This window comes from Fibrobacter sp. UWH6 (genome assembly GCF_900142465.1).
Classification (GTDB): Bacteria; Fibrobacterota; Fibrobacteria; order Fibrobacterales; family Fibrobacteraceae; genus Fibrobacter.
This window is the reverse complement of sequence record NZ_FRAX01000006.1, coordinates 123,360-139,179: the sequence shown is the minus strand read 5'-3', so window position 1 is coordinate 139,179 and position 15,820 is coordinate 123,360. Positions and strand designations below refer to the sequence as shown.

General features: G+C 48.9%; 17 protein-coding genes and 1 tRNA gene. 6 read left to right on the top strand and 12 right to left on the bottom strand.

The features are described 5' to 3' along the window. Positions 1 to 2: 2 nt before the first annotated feature. The 10 genes from BUB73_RS07465 to BUB73_RS07420 all read right to left on the bottom strand — a co-directional run bounded on the left by BUB73_RS07465 (position 3) and on the right by BUB73_RS07420 (position 6,998). Positions 3 to 1,421, bottom strand: coding sequence for an MBOAT family O-acyltransferase (locus BUB73_RS07465; protein ID WP_073236755.1), 1,419 nt, complete (start codon positions 1,419 to 1,421; stop codon positions 3 to 5). A gap of 32 nt (positions 1,422 to 1,453) precedes the next feature. Further along, positions 1,454 to 1,852, bottom strand: coding sequence for a hypothetical protein (locus BUB73_RS07460; protein WP_073159952.1), 399 nt, complete (start codon positions 1,850 to 1,852; stop codon positions 1,454 to 1,456). Between the two features lie 84 nt (positions 1,853 to 1,936). Further along, positions 1,937 to 2,009: transfer RNA gene (locus tag BUB73_RS07455), tRNA-Asn, on the bottom strand. Between the two features lie 91 nt (positions 2,010 to 2,100). Further along, complete coding sequence (locus BUB73_RS07450; RefSeq protein WP_073284780.1) at positions 2,101 to 3,093, bottom strand: RluA family pseudouridine synthase; 993 nt, start codon at positions 3,091 to 3,093, stop codon at positions 2,101 to 2,103. A 183-nt stretch (positions 3,094 to 3,276) separates the two neighbouring features. Beyond that, positions 3,277 to 3,918 (bottom strand): nicotinate-nicotinamide nucleotide adenylyltransferase, encoded by a 642-nt coding sequence (locus tag BUB73_RS07445; protein ID WP_073159948.1) that lies wholly within the window; start codon positions 3,916 to 3,918, stop codon positions 3,277 to 3,279. Continuing rightward, positions 3,908 to 4,537: a hypothetical protein gene (locus BUB73_RS07440; RefSeq protein ID WP_073159946.1), complete on the bottom strand. Its 630-nt coding sequence runs from the start codon at positions 4,535 to 4,537 to the stop codon at positions 3,908 to 3,910. The genes BUB73_RS07445 and BUB73_RS07440 overlap by 11 nt, the downstream gene beginning before the upstream one ends. Beyond that, entirely contained in the window at positions 4,534 to 4,941 is a 408-nt protein-coding gene (locus BUB73_RS07435) for a hypothetical protein (protein ID WP_073159944.1), read from the bottom strand. The genes BUB73_RS07440 and BUB73_RS07435 overlap by 4 nt, the downstream gene beginning before the upstream one ends. A gap of 1 nt (position 4,942) precedes the next feature. Then, positions 4,943 to 6,208 carry a ribosome small subunit-dependent GTPase A gene (gene rsgA / locus BUB73_RS07430; protein ID WP_073159942.1) on the bottom strand — a complete coding sequence of 422 codons (1,266 nt, stop codon included), beginning with the start codon at positions 6,206 to 6,208 and terminating at the stop codon, positions 4,943 to 4,945. Continuing rightward, positions 6,198 to 6,527, bottom strand: a complete 330-nt coding sequence (locus BUB73_RS07425) for a hypothetical protein (RefSeq protein ID WP_073159940.1) — start codon at positions 6,525 to 6,527, stop codon at positions 6,198 to 6,200. Before BUB73_RS07425 ends, rsgA begins: the two co-directional genes overlap by 11 nt. Before the next feature lie 93 nt (positions 6,528 to 6,620). Continuing rightward, positions 6,621 to 6,998 carry a desulfoferrodoxin family protein gene (locus tag BUB73_RS07420; protein ID WP_073236767.1) on the bottom strand — a complete coding sequence of 126 codons (378 nt, stop codon included), beginning with the start codon at positions 6,996 to 6,998 and terminating at the stop codon, positions 6,621 to 6,623. Positions 6,999 to 7,120: 122 nt separating this feature from the next. On the opposite strand from BUB73_RS07420, the gene BUB73_RS07415 reads away from it, so the two are divergent. Together BUB73_RS07415 and purF are read left to right on the top strand one after the other, a co-directional pair. Then, positions 7,121 to 8,014 carry a geranylgeranylglycerol-phosphate geranylgeranyltransferase gene (locus BUB73_RS07415; protein WP_249269332.1) on the top strand — a complete coding sequence of 298 codons (894 nt, stop codon included), beginning with the start codon at positions 7,121 to 7,123 and terminating at the stop codon, positions 8,012 to 8,014. Between the two features lie 243 nt (positions 8,015 to 8,257). Continuing rightward, positions 8,258 to 9,643: an amidophosphoribosyltransferase gene (gene purF / locus BUB73_RS07410; RefSeq protein ID WP_073159934.1), complete on the top strand. Its 1,386-nt coding sequence runs from the start codon at positions 8,258 to 8,260 to the stop codon at positions 9,641 to 9,643. Positions 9,644 to 9,760: 117 nt separating this feature from the next. On the opposite strand, the gene BUB73_RS07405 is transcribed toward purF, so the two are convergent. Next, positions 9,761 to 10,681, bottom strand: a complete 921-nt coding sequence (locus tag BUB73_RS07405) for an NAD-dependent epimerase/dehydratase family protein (protein ID WP_073159932.1) — start codon at positions 10,679 to 10,681, stop codon at positions 9,761 to 9,763. A gap of 228 nt (positions 10,682 to 10,909) precedes the next feature. On the opposite strand from BUB73_RS07405, the gene BUB73_RS07400 reads away from it, so the two are divergent. The 4 genes from BUB73_RS07400 (at position 10,910) to BUB73_RS07385 (ending at position 14,067) form a co-directional block, all read left to right on the top strand. Continuing rightward, on the top strand, positions 10,910 to 11,944 hold the full coding sequence (locus BUB73_RS07400; protein WP_073159930.1) for a D-alanine--D-alanine ligase family protein: 1,035 nt from the start codon (positions 10,910 to 10,912) through the stop codon (positions 11,942 to 11,944). A 175-nt stretch (positions 11,945 to 12,119) separates the two neighbouring features. Further along, positions 12,120 to 12,767, top strand: coding sequence for a tRNA (adenosine(37)-N6)-threonylcarbamoyltransferase complex dimerization subunit type 1 TsaB (gene tsaB, locus BUB73_RS07395; RefSeq protein ID WP_073284775.1), 648 nt, complete (start codon positions 12,120 to 12,122; stop codon positions 12,765 to 12,767). A gap of 18 nt (positions 12,768 to 12,785) precedes the next feature. Then, positions 12,786 to 13,229, top strand: coding sequence for a ribosomal protein S18-alanine N-acetyltransferase (gene rimI, locus BUB73_RS07390; protein WP_073284772.1), 444 nt, complete (start codon positions 12,786 to 12,788; stop codon positions 13,227 to 13,229). 16 nt (positions 13,230 to 13,245) lie between these two features. Next, entirely contained in the window at positions 13,246 to 14,067 is an 822-nt protein-coding gene (locus BUB73_RS07385; RefSeq protein WP_073284769.1) for a YdcF family protein, read from the top strand. Here the strand turns inward: BUB73_RS07385 and BUB73_RS07380 are convergent. Further along, complete coding sequence (locus BUB73_RS07380; protein ID WP_073284767.1) at positions 14,047 to 15,807, bottom strand: glycoside hydrolase family 9 protein; 1,761 nt, start codon at positions 15,805 to 15,807, stop codon at positions 14,047 to 14,049. The genes BUB73_RS07385 and BUB73_RS07380 overlap by 21 nt on opposite strands. Between the last annotated feature and the right edge of the window lie 13 nt (positions 15,808 to 15,820).

Below are 15,820 nucleotides of genomic sequence, written 5' to 3'. Positions count from 1 at the left end.
AACTAGAACTGGAAGTACAAGAAAGGGTTATAGCTTTGCGTAAACAAGGCCAGCACCGCCACAACAAAAACTACAAGAGCGAGAATCACTCGTTTTGTAGAAATCTCACTGCACCAATCATATGAGCGGAAACGCCAGAAAGACAAAAGCCCCGCCACACCCATAAAGAATACGCAGCTCGGTGTAAATATCTCCGCAGCAAGAATCGGGTCGGCTCCGCTGACAGCATTAAGACCAAGCAAGGATTTCCACATCCTAAAAGCCTCGCCAATATTGTCTGCACGGAACAGTACCCAGCCAAACAACACAATCACCTGAGTCAGGATCACCTGAACAAGCTTCGGAGCGCGAGAATACAAGGCTTCCTTATTATGGGCGCGTTCAATAATCATGAAGAACGCATGATAGAGTCCCCAACAGACAAAAGTCCAGTTTGCGCCATGCCACACGCCACTAGCGAACATCACCAGGAACAGGTTCAGATACAAGCGGCCCTTGCTTACGCGGTTACCACCCAGGGCAATATACAGGTAGTCACGGAACCAGCTGGTTAGGGAAATATGCCAGTATTTCCAGAATTCCGTAATGCTCTTGGCTCTGTACGGGCCATTAAAGTTCCTAGGAAAGTGGAAACCCAGCATCAAGCCAAGACCGATGGCCATGTTGGAATAGGCAGAAAAGTCAAAGTAAATCTGGAACATGTAGGCCAGAGCGCCCCACCAGCTATTCAGCACGCCCGGAGCATCGGCGGCAAATACTCTGTCTGCAATAATGCCTACGTTATTGGCCAGGAAAATTTTCTCGCCAAAACCGAAGCAGAAGAACATTATACCACGAACAAAGTTTTCCAAGGTATGAGTACGTGAATCCAGTTCCTCGGCCACCGTATTATAGCGGACAATAGGACCAGCCACCAGCTGGGGGAACAGAGCCACATAGCAGGCAAAGGTCGCCAGGTTCTTGACAGGAGGTGCAGTACCGCGCCAGATATCAATGGCGTAGCTCATGGACTGGAATGTATAGAAAGAAATACCCACCGGAAGCAGGACTGTCATCACATGGAAAGGTTCGCCCCCGAACTTTTCTATAACGGTATTAATGGCTCCCATGCCGAACATGTAGTATTTAAAGAAGGCCAGCGCCCCCATATTTACCACCATGGCAAGGCCAAGCCCAAAATTCCGCTGGAAACGGGAAGCCCCTTCCGCAGAAATCAATTTTCCGGAATAGTACACCACCAGCGTGGAACCAAGCATCAAGAACACTAGCCAAGGTTCCAGCCAACCATAAAAGATGTAACTGAAGACAGTTATGAAAAAGTTCAGGTAGGAATGTCTCGCACCCAACTTGAACAACACAAAATAGCCGACCAGGAACGTCGGCAGGAAATAGAACAAGAATATCTGGGAAGAAAAGACCATGAAAAAGGGTATGAGGTATGAGAGGCGAAGGACTATTCGTTAACTTCTACAGCGAGATAGCGGGGAGCTTCGTCGTCGAAGTATTCATCTTCTACGGCACCATCCCAGTTGCCCTCGAGAGGAATCAACTTCAGCTTGTGCTTGGCCTTGGCCTTGAACTCGCCAACATTACCCTTGGCCTTGTCAGCCATCTTGTCGGTAACCTTACCGCGGGCGATCAGGGGATTATAGACACCTACCAGAATTTCCTTGGCATCCAATTTGCCGGCTGTAACAGCCAGAACTTTATATTTGAACACATACACATAGCTGTACAGGTCATTAGACGGCATCTTACCAGGAATTTCAGTCAAACGACCTTCCACAGAAATAGGATCGGCAAAAGTAAAGGCAACAAAAGCCAAAAGAACAAGCGCAAACTTCTTAAACATAAAGCTCCTTAGTTTTTCTCTAAATATAACTAAATCCCCCTTAGAAAAACTAAAAGACCCGCTCTTTCGAACGGGTCTCTTAAGCTGCTTCACTTGGACTCGAACCAAGGACAACGCGATTAACAGTCGCGGGCTCTACCAACTGAGCTATGAAGCAATCAGGTCAGCGAGTTTCCTCATTGATGGTGCCAAAGATAGATTATTCTGCACTATTGTCAAGGGTTTCTCTCGAAAAAAGTGAAAAATCTTTATGGAACCAGGGCTTTCATTTCGTCTGGGAAATTCCGGCACTCAAAAGTTCGCGGTTCTTTCCAGTAGGGCAACTGTATTTCAGCTTTATAGGCGTACAGCATTTGGGTTCTAGCCCCGAGAATCGCATAATCTTCATCGGACAAGGCCTCTTCCTTGCTCAGCTCACCTCGGGCACGGGCTTCTGCCACGGCATCAGACATTTTTTCATAAAAACGGCCATCAAAACTATATAGGCGGTCCCCAAGAATCGGATATCCTAATTCCGACAGGTGTGCGCGAATCTGATGTTTTCGTCCGGTGATCAGTTCCGCTTCAACCACGGAATAATTCCCGGCAGAGGCTACCCCTGCCCCGACCTTGCGGAAAACCGTATGACACGGTTTTCCGTCGTCAAAATGGTGCATGCGCAAGCGCAGGTGGTCATTGGGATCTTCGCGTAAAGGCATCTGACAGTCAACGGCTTCCTCAGGAAAATTCCCACGGACCACCGCCATATAGAACTTCTTCAGCAAGATTCGGTCCAGATTTTTCTGAAAACGGGCAGCGGTTTCTGCATACTTGGCAAACAGCATCAAGCCTCCCGTATCCCGATCAAGTCGATGCATGGGAGTCGCCGTTTCGCAATCCGTTCCTCGACGAACAATGGAGGTAAAAGTATTATAGAAAATACGCCCTGTATGATGAACCGGAACGCCGGCAGGCTTGGCGATTACCATGAATTCGTCATCTTCGAAAACCACGTCATAGTTCGTAGGAACTTCAGGTTCGGTGTAATTTTCCACATGGTACACCACCTTGTCGTTCTTATGAGCCACAGAGTTTTCGTCAGCCACAACCCCATTAATCGTTACCAGACCGCGGGAAAGTTTTTCAGACCAATCAGTCCTGCTATGATAGGTAAAACGGGCGCACAAGGAATCCAGCAAGAGCCAGCCGTTATGTTCCGGCTGAACCACGCTTTCAAAATACATATCAGAAGGAACGGGCATAGATAGTAGGAAGTTGGTAGTAGATATGAGTTAGTATTGTCGCGTCGGAGGCGTCTTGCTTATTAATTTGTATCTCGTAATTGATAATTCATAATTAAACTGCAAGATCCCTCGACTCCACGTTGTTCCGCTCGGAATGACACGCACACGCTTCACCGTTCATTGTTAATTGTTCGCTCCCAACTAGTCTCTGTACAGGTTGTGGTCCTTGATATACTGATAAACCTTTGGATCCAGGCCTTCGGGTTTTTCGTTACACAACAGAGCCTTGCGGATGGCAGTACTGGAATAAATCCCTTCAAAGCCTTCATCAGGCCCAAGCCATAGAAGATCTGCATAACCATTAGCCTTATGCTTCTTCATATCAGGTTGCGGATACCCATTGCGGGCAAACACAATCAACTCGATATCACGCAACAACAGGTGCCCATTGTAGTTCGTGCCAAAGAAATTCATGGGATCACGCCAATGAGGAATTCCTTCGTAAGTATCAGCTCCAGTCAGCAACCGGAAATTAATTTCCGGGAATTTTTCCTTGAGCCCCATAAGGAACACATAAGACCCGCGATAATCGCCCTGCTCTATTTCAAGATCGGAAAGAACCAGACGATTGTCACCAGCAAAGGCCAGTTCCAACATGGCAAAACGATCTTCAGCGCTAGCATTCAGAATCTTATCCCAACGATCGGGGCTAGGCATGAACCATACCTCATCGCAGAAGCCTCGTTCCAGACAAATTTTCGCAACTCGGATGTGGTCGTTATGAACAGGGTCAAACGCACCGCCCAGAACAGCTACATTTTTTTCAAAATTGCTAGAAGACATAAGCGGCAAACCCAATATTAAACTGCAAGCGACTTCCGTTCACGTTCTTTTCGAGAAACGGATCGAAGTGATCCAGGACCCAGCGGTATTCCACTTCGGCAACCAGCATCGTCTTCGAAAAAATGTTAAGTATCGTTCCAAAACCGGCACCCCATTCATTCCAGGCAACGTCTCCGAGATCACTCAATTCCTTTACACGAGAATAGGTTCCCATCAGGTAAAGTTCGCCCAAAAGATGAATACCCAGCACAACATCAAAGTCGGAGTGCTCAATTTCATAGTCATTCTTACCGTCTAGGGATTCTTCATAATCGAAAAAGCCGTAGCCCACGCGAACAAAGCCAAATCCCGGATACCAGACACCAACCATCGGTTCTATCTGGCGAAGTCCCAGGCCGCGTTCAGAACCAACACCAGTTCCGGAACCAAAACCTAAGGCTGCACCCACGAAAAACGGAGTCCTAATTCCCGTGGTAGACGCAGAACCTTCGGCATTCCCTCCAGCGGCAGCGCCAGAAGTTCCAGCGGCCCCAGAAGCCCCCGTATAACCGGTAGCACCGGCAACTTGGGCAAGCCCAACCGAAATACAAAAAAGAACAATGGCAATAATTTTTTTCATGATACTAACACCACAGCCACAGCAAGACCCACAGCCACATTCGAAGCCGCGTCAACTTTGGTCCACATAAAAAATTTTCTGTCAATTTTCGAAAGCGAAAAAATCTGTACAATTTCCATGTGCGAAAGAATGACGGTACAGATCATCTTTGCAGCAACAAAACCAATAACCCAATAGGCAAAGTTTGAAAAGAAGACCAGCGAAACAAACGTCAGGGACATCAAGCCAGTCAGCACAAAATTAGATCGCTTAACAGCAATCTCATCCGATTCGCTTTCCTTAGCCAGACGTTTAAATTCTTCAACCTTGTCACAAACAGCCTCATAACCAGTCATTAGCTGGTAAAGATTATATCCCAGCAGAATGACCGCGGCAACCAATGTTATTTTAGCCACAAAATCCATATCAATCCTTGGAATTCAAAATACGGAGATAGCTTGCATAACGAGCGCGGGATAGGGATCCATTTTCAACGGAAGCCAACACGGAGCAGCCCGGTTCCTTGACATGAATACAGTTGCTGTACTTGCAGGTAAACAGGTCTCCATCGAAGAAACCCGGGAAAATTTTGGCCAGGGTTTCAGCTTCCATATCCATAAGCCCAATGGAACGGATACCCGGAGTATCGATGACCACACCACCCTTTGGGAAATCTTCCAGGGGAAGGTCAAACAGACTAGAAGACGTTGTAGTATGGCGGCCCTTGCCATCACGTTCACGGACGGCACCAGTCTGAAGTTCAGCTTCAGGAACCAAGGCGTTGATCAAGGTGGACTTACCTACCCCGCTCTGACCACTGAAAACAGAAGACTTTCCATCCAGTTCCGCACGAAGGACCTCAAGACCTTCACCGCTCCTTACGCTTACGGGAATCACCTTGTCGGCAATAGACATAAAGTCGCGGATATCATCAGAAAGGTCGGCCTCGCCATTGGGAAGCAGGTCCATCTTCGTCAAAACCAGCACAAAAGGCAGGTCATTCAAATTTGCTGCCAGCAGGAAGCGGTCCATAAAACCATAGTTGAATTCCGGCTGGGTTACGCTGGCTACAATGACCACCTGATCAATGTTGGCAGCCAAGGTCTGCTGTTTGTAAAAGCTATCACGGGGACCGGGGCGCTTCAGTTCGCTCTTGCGGGGCAAGACACGTACCACACAATACTTCTGGGAACCGACACCATCGCCTTCATCTTCGGCGTCATTTACCTGCCCAAGAAGCACGCGGTCACCCACAGCAGGGAATTCGCCCAAAGTCTTGGATGTAGTGGCTCGGTACATGGCCGTTACTATATTAGCGGAAAGCGGAGAGTTTAAAGGAGAAAGGGATTCTGAGCTACTTTCGTCTTTCGTCTCAAATTTCTCGTTTTTCGTCTCTAATCGCACTTCGCAGGTGCGGCGGTGGACTTCAAGAACCAAGCCCTCTACGCAATTTTCCTCACCGATATTCTCGATGGGATTTTTCACCTTCTTGATTTTCGCTTTCTTGAACTCGCGGCTGTAGCGTTCCTTAATGGGGCGTTCATCCACCACACCGCTTTCCAGTTCCTTCATCACGTCAATACGACGGCTGCGATGGTCGCGGCGAGTCGGACGCACAGAACGGAGAGGCAGTTCTTCTTCAGCATCGAAATCCTGATCAAAGTCGACATTTCGACCCAGGTCATTTCTCATCGGCCACTCCGTTCTTCAAGTTCTTCTTTTCTTCCACACGTTTCTTGGCCGCCAGGCCCGCATCGGAATCTTCCCGTTCGCGGGCTTCATCCAATTCCGCTTCCGTCACAGGGCGGCCCCTGCGAATGGATTCCATAATGAAGTGGATGGCCTTAAGACGTCCATTACATTTTTCGATACAGTTGTCGTAGAAGCCTCGAGTCTTATAATCCCATTCGGGGACGATTTCCGAAGCATACAAAAAATGTTCGATACAAATCGAAAGCTGATCAGCCTCTCTTCTCAGGTCTTCTATTTTGCTTTTCGTGAAAAATGCCATACAAGAAACAAATATATAAAAGTATTTCTTGCAAAAAAAGAGTCGCACTTCCTAGGTGCGGCTCCAACAAATTAAAGTTTAACAATTCACTCACTAGACGGATGTTTTCCAAAGGCCATGGAGGTTGCAATATTCATACACAGCAATAACCTCGTCTCCCTTTTGTATGGGGAATACACAGGCCGGAGCATCTCCCGGATTCAAGTATCTAATTTGATAGCCATTCTTCAGTTCCAGAAGAATCCACTGAATATAATGTCCAGCGGCCATGGGGTGTGCAACGGAACCTACGGAAACCTTTGCTGCGTTTTCAGTAAGAACCACAACAGGAACATGCTTTTCCTTGGCCGCATCAACTGTATTTGGAACAAGTTTTTCCATGTTCAGGAAACATTCCGAGGGAGCCTCGTTCCTTTTCACGTCGATGATAATATTGCCACTTTCGTTGCAACGATAAAATGCCATTTCCATATTCTACCTCCTTAGGATAAAGGCGATAATAATATACCAAATAGTCATTTTTTAGACCATAAATGAAAATTTTCATTTTTTCATCTTTCTATCTTTCAAATATGCTCATGACCTTAATCAAAATGACTCGTCCTGTCAACATTGCCATAGCCTCGGTTACCTTGGTAGTTGGGTATTTTTTACTGGGAATTTTTCCCGGAGTTGATGAGGGAGTTACCGTTCGCGGCATCAGCTTTACAACCCTGAGTCTCCAAATTTTGGGCTTTGCGTGCGCCATCGGATTTGGCAATATTCAAAACGACGTTCTTGATTTTGAAAGCGACAAGAAGAATCGACCGAACCGTCCTCTCCCCAGTGGCCGAATCAGCGTTGGCGCGGCAAAAACAGCATGGATCGTCATGGCAATTCTTACCGTTGCGTGCGGACTTGCCGACGGCATTTTATCCGGAGCCTATGCGACGCCCTCCCTGTTCTTTGCGGCTCTTGTCCTTTTGCTTATCGCCTACAACAAGAAGCTCAAGCACATTCCCCTGCTGAAGAACATGACCGTGGCATTCCTATGCACGACCCCGCTAATCCTCACTCTCATCTACCCGATTATCCCCAGAGAAACCGACATTGAACCCATGAGCCTGAGTGCGAAATTCGGATTTCTGTACCCCGCCATGATGTTTGCATTCCTGCTGACCACCGTCCGCGAAATCTACAAGGACCTTGAAGACGAATCTGGCGACCTGATGGCAGGCATCATCACCTTCCCCATTGCCGCAGGCGCCCCTACAGCACGACGCCTGGCCGGAGCCATCCTGATCTTTACCTGGATGCTCCTCCCCCTTCCCACGATCCAAGGATATTATTCCACCATTTTTCTGATTCTAACCCTGGCGACCCTGACCCCCACATTTGCGACAATTCTTATCCAGACACAAAAACAGAACTACCGCAAATCCCAGAAGCTAGTCAAGATATCCATGTTTGTTGGCCTAATCGCCCTGGTGATCAGCACGGCAATATAGACCGAAAGCCCAAAATATGGGTGACAGAAAATGTAAAAGCAAACTTGAAAAAAGGTTCGTTTTTACACAGTCTGTAAAAAAACCGCTTTTTTAGGCAAAATTCGTCAAAAAATAACAAAAAAAGACCCTTAACGTCCTTTTCGGCAGAGTTTAACTTTTTTGCCGCTTGATTCCCTTGCTTGCACCAAATGCGGTGAGCTACGGCCCCTGAGGCAGAGGGAATTTCATTTCCAAAGAGGCGTTATGCTCGAAGAAATTCATGAAGAATGCGGCGTCATCGGCATTTTCAATGGCGAGAACGTAGTCCGCAATGTTACCATGGGTCTGTACGCTCTGCAGCACCGCGGCCAGGAATCCGCAGGCTTTGCAGTGACCGACGGCGACAAGATTCGCGTCCGTAAGTCCATGGGTCTGGTTTCCACCCTCCTGCAAGAACACAACGTAGACGAATGCCCGGGTAACACCTGCATCGGCCACGTTCGTTACAGCACCACTGGCGCAAGCACCTTGGCAAACGCCCAGCCCATTTTGGTGAGCTGCAAGTGGGGCCAGCTGGCAGTAGTTCACAACGGTAACATCACCAACGCCACCGAACTGCGTCAGGAAATGGAAAACGAAGGTCACATCTTCCAGACCACCTCAGACTCAGAAATTCTTCTTCATGAAATCGCACGCACAGAAGCCGATGACTTGGGACAAGCAATCAAGAAAGCTATTACCAAATTCACCGGCTGTTTTTGTCTGATATTCATCAGCAAGGACACCATGTACGTGGCCCGCGACGGCTTCGGCTTCCGCCCCCTAAGCATCGCCCGCATGGGAAAATCCTGGTGCGTGGCCTCCGAAACCTGCGCTTTCGATTTGCTGGGAGCCAACTACGTTCGCGATATCCAGCCCGGCGAATTCCTGACCATTACCAATAACGGCCTCCATTCCGAACGTTTCACCCAGAAGGACCGTCTGGCCCACTGTATTTTCGAGTACATCTACTTCAGCCGTCCGGACTCCAAGATCTTCGAGCAGTCCTGCGACAAGGTCCGCCGCAAGATGGGCAAGCAGCTGGCCAAGGAATGTCCCGTAGACGCAGACATCGTCATTTCCGTTCCGGACAGTGCCACTACCGCAGCCCTGGGCTACGCACAGGCCAGCGGCATCCGCTTTGAAATTGGCTTGCTCCGTAACCATTATGTGGGCCGTACCTTCATCGACCCCACCCAGAACGTCCGCGAACAGAAGGTGAAACTGAAGTTCAACCCCATCGAAGGCGTTCTCAAGAACAAGCGCGTCTGCGTGGTGGAAGACTCCATCGTCCGCGGAACCACTCTGAAGATCCTTTCCAAGATGCTCCGCGATGCAGGCGCTCTCGAAGTCCACATCCGTATTGCATCACCTCCGGTAGCACACCCCTGTTTCTTCGGCATGGACTTCCCCAGCCAGGGCGAACTTGCAGCCAGTTCCATGACTCCCGACGAAATCGCAAAGATGCTGGGCGTAGAAAGCCTGGGTTACCTCAGCGTAGAAGGTATGAAGGAATGTACCGGCGAAGGCGAAAATTACTGCGCCGCCTGCTTCAACAACGACTATCCCGACTATATCGGTATTGACGCCAGCAAGAATCGCTGCGGCTAACTAGGATATAGGTGAAAGGAGAAAGATTAAAGATATTCCTTTACGCTTTAACCTTTCCGCTTTACGCTAATTAACGCTTTACGCTAAAAAGGCTTTCCAATGGAAGGCCTTTTTTTACTAGACCTGGTCAAAGGTCCACTTCACATGTTCCATCAGCTGTTCATGGGGATCAAAAGCTAGGCCAAAACGATCCTTAATCTTGCTGACATCGAACAGAATCGGATCATCGCCCCAACCCAAATCCTTCTCCACAATTTTAGAAGTGGAATCCGGCTTCAAAGAAAGAGCCATCTGGGCAATTTCCTTCCAGCTCACCCAGCATTCAGACATACCGAGGAAGATTTCCTCATTCAAGTCGGATTCCAGAAGATTCACATAAAGTTCAGCCTGATGACCAGCAAAAATAAACTGGGTACCATCATTCTTGATAATATTGATGTCGCGGTTTTCCTTGACGGCCTTTACGATATCGAAGAAGCGACGGTCCGGCTGGCAGCAACCATCAGGGTAAGCGGGATTACCGAAAGTATACCCCGGGCGGATAATATTGCGAGCCATTTCCACCTTGGGGAACTGATCCCCGTAACCATGGGAAAATCCCAGCACAAAAGCTTCGCCTGCGGCCTTGGTAGCCCCATAGAGATCCATGGGCAGATTGCAGGTTACTTCCCGCATTACAGGACGTATACGTCCCATGGCTGCGGTACTGCTGGTATAAATAAACTTCTTGCACCCCGCTGCCGCCGCACTTTCCAACAAATTAACGGTCGCACGGGTATCGTTCATCAGCATGGTAGAGGGAGTCTCACCCCACCCCAGAGCCACATGGATACAAGCATCGCAGCCCACCAAGCCCTGAGCCATCTTTTCAAAGTCGGTTAAAGCACATTCAACAAAGCTAACCTGGGGAATTTTCTGTAAAGAAGGAACCTTATTAGGATGACGCGTGGCGATAACCACTTCATGCCCCTTGGCAAGCAAGGCACGGACTACATAGTGACCAATAAAACCAGTTCCACCGGTAACAAAGACCTTCATATTTTACCTCTTTTTTTAGAAATATACATAGCAAAACCCAGAAACAAAAAAACTGGACGCAAAAAAGTTTTCCCCCGTAAACACATTGGGACATTTGAGGAACGCTTCGCTTGAGGTATGAGGTCGGAGCTTCGCTCCTAGAGGTTTGGGCTTCGGGATGCAGGTCACTAACCACTAACCACTGTATATTTACTACATTGTCAAGGTAAGATTTTCAAGAGGTTTTATATGGCACGCATGCGCGTTCTCGTTTTGATGGGTGGTCCGTCCACCGAACATGATGTTTCTGTAGTTAGCGGTACCGGTGTGGTCCGCGCCATGAATCCCGACAAATACAACATCCACCCGGTTCTTATCGACAAGGATGGCACCTGGCACTGGTCTTCCCGCGAGCTGTCCCCCTACCAGAAGGACAATTTCTCCGTGAATTACTTCCGCGGTCTGGAAGGCACTGCCGCCAACACCAAGAAGAACCCCGCCCTTTCTGAACTTCCCGACGCCGACATCGCCTTCCTGGCACTCCACGGCAAGTGGGGCGAAGACGGCCATGTGCAGGCTCTTCTTGAAAACTGGGGTATCCCCTACACCGGTTGCGGTCTTTTGGCTTCCGCTCTGGCCATGGATAAGATCAAGTCCAAGGAAATCTATCGCGCCAACGGCATTCCCACTCCGCCCTACCGCGTGATATTCAAGCACGACTTTACTGGCGACACCCTGGTAAGTGTTGCTGACGAACTGGGCTTCCCCCTGGTCATCAAGGACCCGCTGGGCGGCTCCTCCATCGGTATCGGCATCGCCAAGGATCTTGACGAAGCAGGCAAGATCGCCCAGGACCTGTTCAAGGATTCCAACCGCCTCCTCTGCGAAAAGTTCATTGCCGGTGGCGAAGCTAGCTGCGGCTACATCGAAGGTGAAAAGCCCCTGCCGCCTACCGAAATGCGCATGACCACCCGCGAATACTTCGACTACGAAGCCAAGTACAACGGCGAATGTAAGGAAGTGACCCCGGCTGAATTTGCTCCGGAACTGACCGCACGCATCCAGGAACTGGTGAAGAACGCTCACTACGCTCTGGGTGGTGCAGGCTATAGCCGTACCGACGTCCGCATTACCAAGGACGGTGAACTGTTCGCTATCGAAACCAACACCCTGCCCGGCATGACCCCCACAAGCCTCTTGCCCCAGCAGGCCGCCTGCAACGGTATTACCTACAGCCAGCTCATCGACATGATTATCGAAAAGAGCCTGTACATTAAGAGGTAAGAGGATAAATAAAGGTTAAAGGTTAAAGGTTAAAGGATATAGATTCTTCTTTACGCTTTATCCTTTCCGCTTTACACTAGCCTTACGAATTATGAATTATTAGATCAAGTAAGGCGGCAAGGCCGCGATTATTTAGTCTCGTACTTCATAATTCATACTTTGTAAATGAGAGCAAATGAAACTTGATCTTTTTGTAGATACTTCCCGTAAGGGGATTTCCATGGGATTATCCGACAGCACGTCTGGATTGTACCAGGAGACTGTAGATGCTTCTGCCCGTGGCGAAACCGCATCCGCTATTCTAGACGATCTGCTTGCCCGCGTAGGCGCAAAGCTAGACGACATCAAGCGAGTGCTAGTCACTGTGGGACCGGGATCCTTTAGCGGTCTCCGTACGGGAGTCGCTTTCTGTCAGGGACTTTGCTTTAGCGGCAAACGTGAACTTTGTGGAGTCAGTACCTTGCAGGCTCTGGAATGCTTTGGCGGTAACGACAATTCAGCCGAAGTCGCCGTGGTAATCCGTGCACGCCCTGGTTACTGGTACTTACGTCAGACAGTTGATGGCAAGGCCGAAGAAAGCTTTATCGAGACCACCGAAGTAGTAGAACGCCTTAAGGCACATCCCGTAAAGACCGTCGTTGTGGATGAAGCGGCCTCCGCCGATGAAACCTTGAGCGCACTGTTTGCAGAAATCGCGGCAGCCGCCGTTCTTGACACCGGCAAGCCTCTGAACATGTGGACGTCCCTATTTACCAAGGTTCCGCCCAGTCTGATTCAGGAAGCCAACTACATCCAGCCATCTTACTTCGAAAAACTCAAATAGAGTTTTACCCGAGAATCGATGTCAATCCGCAAAATGGAAATTGCAGACATTCCAGCAGTTCTTTCCATACAGGAAGAACTGCAGTTTCAGGAATGGAACGAAAAACAGTTCGCCAGCGAGATCCGCGCAAATTACGCCAGCTGTCTGGTGTACGAATCCGACAACGAACCGCAACCAGCTATTCTCGGCTACGCAATTTTCCATATCCTAGGCCCCGACTCCGAATTGTTAAGTATCGCCACCCAAGGCCATCAACAGCAAAAGGGAATCGGTCAGCAACTTCTGGACGCAGGATTCAGCCAGCTAAATTTCGCGGAAGGAGACTGTTGCTTTCTGGAAGTCCGAGTCGGTAACGAAAAGGCAAGACGATTCTACGAGAAGAACGGTTTCAAAATTTATGGCACCCGCAAGAAGTACTATTCCGATGGAGAGGATGCTGTACTCTACAAGACAGGTTCCTAAATATTAGGAGTTTCAATTGGCAAAGTCTCTCAGCAAAAAGCAGATCCGCGCACGCCGCATTATTGCAAGCCTCATCGCAGCGGCAGCAGTCATTGTCATCATCCTTTTCTATCTGGTCATCACAGAAAGCGGCCATTGGCTGGTTGACGATGACGAAATAAACCACGTTACCTGGGTTGCCGTTCTCGACGGACAATCAGCAGACCTGGAACGTATTGACTACGCAGCAGACCTTGTCGCTAATGGCCAGGCCGACTCCGTCTTGATTTTAGGCAGACGTTGCCTACGCAACCGCAGCAACGCGGAATTCTACGTCGAAGAATTTATGAGATTAGGAAGTTTCGACAGCAACGCGGTCTTCCTCGCCCCTCACGACGATGCCTCCACCATCGGCGAAGCCTTCACCATTATCCCCTGGCTAAAGAAACACAATGCCGACACGGTCTTGCTGCTGACTTCCGCAGCCGCCTCCCACCGAGTCAAGAAAATATTCTCGACCCTTTCTGGAGAAAAACCTGTATACAAGACCGTAGACATCCACCATTATCAGTACAACGCCGATTCCTGGTACACCAATCGCGAATCCCGCAAGACCTGGATTAGAGAATGGGCAGCCTTGGCTATGGCCACATTTGAACTCTGGCCGGCAGGAATTCTAACACCCAATGATTCCGCCTTCTACAAAAGGATTCAGTCCCTCAAGAAATTTGAAGAACAGAAAAATCCTGTTGTAGATTTGCAGTCCTTGATTCCAAAGGTTTCAGAAAAAAGCAAGGCCGTGGATACCATTCCCGAGCCTGCTAAAGAAAAAACAGACTCAGTTATAAGCAACGAGTAAAGCCAATACAGCCGTCAACGGAGCGTTCCAGTTGATGGCTGTTTCATTACTGGCAAAGGAACACTGTTCATCGGAGTAAGAGTATCCGGGCAATTCATTAGGATATGTCGGAAAACGATGCAAGTCCTGACGATCCGCATTGATTCCCCCCACAAGCAACCCCGGAATAGGGTCCACCACCTTGTCTGAATGGCTCAAACGATGATGAGGGCGTTTAGGCGAACTCCAGGCAGATCCCGTCACAAAGCAGACATTCAACGGATTACGTCCATAGACAAAATTCAACTGTTCCTGGCTCCACTTAATCAAGGATTGCCCCTCTACGGTTTTCCGCCAGGTGTTTACAACCATCAAGGTTAGCGCATGGTTAGAAATTTCACCATTGCTACCCCAGATAAAACTCCGTATCGACAATCCGTAAGGATCCGCCTGCTGTAAGCGAATTATCTCGGCGGCGGCACCCTCTAGAGTCTTACGGGCTCGATCTCGAAGTTCCACGTCAAAGTCCTGCAAGGCCAGAGCAATCCACCCAAAATTCTGGGTATCACGCCAGTCCAGTCCCAGCTTGATCTTGTTCTTATCCATATCCTTCAAGAGGATTGAACGCAAACTATCCATGGACTTTTTCGGGAAACTCTTCACGCCTTGCAACTCACGATAAAGCATGCTGCGGACCCAGAAAAACTCATCCGTATAACAGGAGTCTCCATAGCCGCCACTGCCTTCTGTATTATGAGGCCAATCCGCCTCAGGATTCCTGCAAGCCCACTGATAGGCCCGAATAGAAGCCCCCAGACACCGATTGGAAAAAGCGCGGTCGGAACCACGATAGACGCGGTTGGCCGCAGCCATACACCCAGCAAAATTCAAGGTCGATGTAGTTGACTTACCAAGAATCAAACGCTTCTGCGTGGAATCAGAAACCGTCGGAGTCACAAAGCCATCCCAACGTTCGGGAGTCACCTTGAAAAAAACGCCCCCATCTTCATCCTGCATTTTCAAGAAGAAATCCAGTTCAAAACGAATTTCATCTTTCAGACTAAAAGGCAAATTGAAGGTTCCACCTTCGTTGATCACATCTTCGGCAAGAGTTCCCTTAGCCTTCTTTTGGCGCAAACGTTCATCACACAGTTCGCAGGCAAGCAAAAGGGTTCCTACAGAAACGCCACCATTCACAATGTACTTGCCATAATCACCGGCATCATACCAGCCACCATGGGCATTCCACACGCCTTCGCGGTTCATGGAGGCATGAAACTTGATGCAGTCGTCAAAATGGGCTGCAGGCCTTGCCCACGGTCCTGCAAATTCACGGGTCAGCTCAACACCGCTACGCTGAAAATAAAAAGATTTGATGTTGGCCTTCAGCTGTCTAAGAACCCAGTCATCAGAAATTTCAAATGCAGGCGACTCAAAAAGCAGACGGTCATTACCGGAATTTCTACCCAAGAAAATCAGAATACGATAGGAGCCCGTTTCGTGAACATTGGAAAAAGTTCCGCTCCAGAGGGATTCCCCCGTATAACCGCAGACGCCGTCATTTTTGAAAGAGCCCTTTTCAAAACAGCCCTTGTAATCAGCAAAACCCGACGCACCGACAATACGGTAATACAGCATCGGCCATTGAGACTCCTCCACATCTAGGCAGCGGGGATTCAAAAAGAAAACCTTGGGACCATTAGGCAAATAACCTATATGGTTATATCGAATCGGCATGTTTAACTGTTCTTGGGCGTCCATACCCTAAGAATAT